General features: G+C 55.2%; 2 protein-coding genes. Both read left to right on the top strand.

The genetic code is table 11. The features are described from left to right. Positions 1-130: 130 nt before the first annotated feature. The gene (locus tag ACSFA3_RS23115; RefSeq protein WP_435507784.1) at positions 131-679 is read left to right on the top strand and encodes a helix-turn-helix domain-containing protein; all 549 of its coding nucleotides are present in this window, start codon (positions 131-133) and stop codon (positions 677-679) included. Further along, positions 607-1203, top strand: a complete 597-nt coding sequence (locus ACSFA3_RS23120; protein ID WP_435507785.1) for an IS630 family transposase — start codon at positions 607-609, stop codon at positions 1201-1203. Before ACSFA3_RS23115 ends, ACSFA3_RS23120 begins: the two co-directional genes overlap by 73 nt. The last annotated feature ends 266 nt before the right edge of the window (positions 1204-1469 follow it).

The following is a 1469-nucleotide window of genomic DNA, read 5'->3' on the forward strand; positions in this document are numbered from 1 at the left end:
GAAGCCCTGCGCATCTTGGGAAACGTTGTTCTCCCGCATTGAACGTGCACAGCATCTGCAGGCGATACCTTATTCCATTTCCTAAACATTAGTGCAATAATATTGACTATCAAAGTTGATGGAGAAGGTCATGGCGCGTCCGTTTACTGGGGGTGACGAGACTGTCGAAATTGCGCAAATTGCTATCAAACAGGCCACAACACTGGACGAGTTGCGCCAAGCGCAGGCGGTTTTGCTGCCCCTGCTGTACGGCCTCAGCCTGGAGCAGACAGCCCAAGTCATAGGCGTCTCCCTTGGTTGGGCTTGCCAGCTACGTCGGCGCTTCATCGCCGGGCGTTTCGTTGGTGCTGGAGGTGCGCCTGCTCCTGGCGGACGCAAACGGCAGAACCTGACGATTGAGCAAGAGCGCGAGTTTTTGACCCCCTTTATTGAGCAAGCTCAAACTGGCGGCGTCTTGGTGGTCGGCCAGATCAAAGCCGCACTGGACAAGCGCTTGGGTCGAGCGGTAGGGCTGTCGTCAATCTACAACCTGTTGCATCGTCACAACTGGAGAAAGCTGGTGCCTGACAAGCGCCACCCCCAAAGCGATCCCTTGGCGCAAGAGGAGTGGAAAAAAAACTCCCCGAAATCCTCAGCGAAATCGTCCAAGACTGGGCAGGCGGCAAACCCGTCAAGCTGATGTTTCAGGACGAGGTGCGGTTTGGCCGTATCTCGGACGTGCGCAGGTGCTGGGCACCTTATCCGATGCGGCCTATGTGCCAAGCCATGCTAACCCACGAGTACACCTATGCCTATGGAGCGGTGGATGCATGTACGGGAGAGTTGGATAGCTTGATGCTGCCTCAAGTCAACACCAGCTGCATGCAGCTGTTTCTCAACGAGGTCTCCAAGCGCCACCCAGATGAGCACATCGTGATGGTGATAGACGGGGCGGGCTGGCACCGAAGTGGGATGCTCAAAGCGCCGGACAACATTTACCTGCTAAAGCTGCCTCCTTATGCGCCGGAGCTCAACCCGATTGAGCATGTCTGGGATGAGTTGCGCGAGAAGTTCTTTCATAACCGGGTCTTCGACAGTCTTGACGCGCTGGAGGATCAACTTATGTTGGGGCTCAAAACATTGGAGCAAAACCCTGAGACTGTTCGCACCATAGTTTCTTGGGATTGGATTGTGAGCTCTTTGATTACTTCATTTATGAAATAGAAATGGAATAAGGACGCGGTGTATGCGATTTCCAATGAAGTTTGGGCGGTGTGAAATAAGCGTTCCCCAAACCCCAGACGTGCCGCGCCTATCTGAAATTGGCATGCTGTGCCCGTCTCAATTCAGATGGGGAGTTGCGCATGACGAACGCGCAGCACGCCTGGTCAAAGCACATTGCGGCCATCAAGTCCCGGGTGGGGCACCGCCAGCGCCTGTCCGTCCAACACGACTTTGCACTGGCACTGCTGGTTGGCGCCCAATCCCCT

Source organism: Variovorax glucosi (assembly GCF_051216695.1).
In the GTDB taxonomy this organism is placed as follows: Bacteria; Pseudomonadota; Gammaproteobacteria; order Burkholderiales; family Burkholderiaceae_C; genus Variovorax.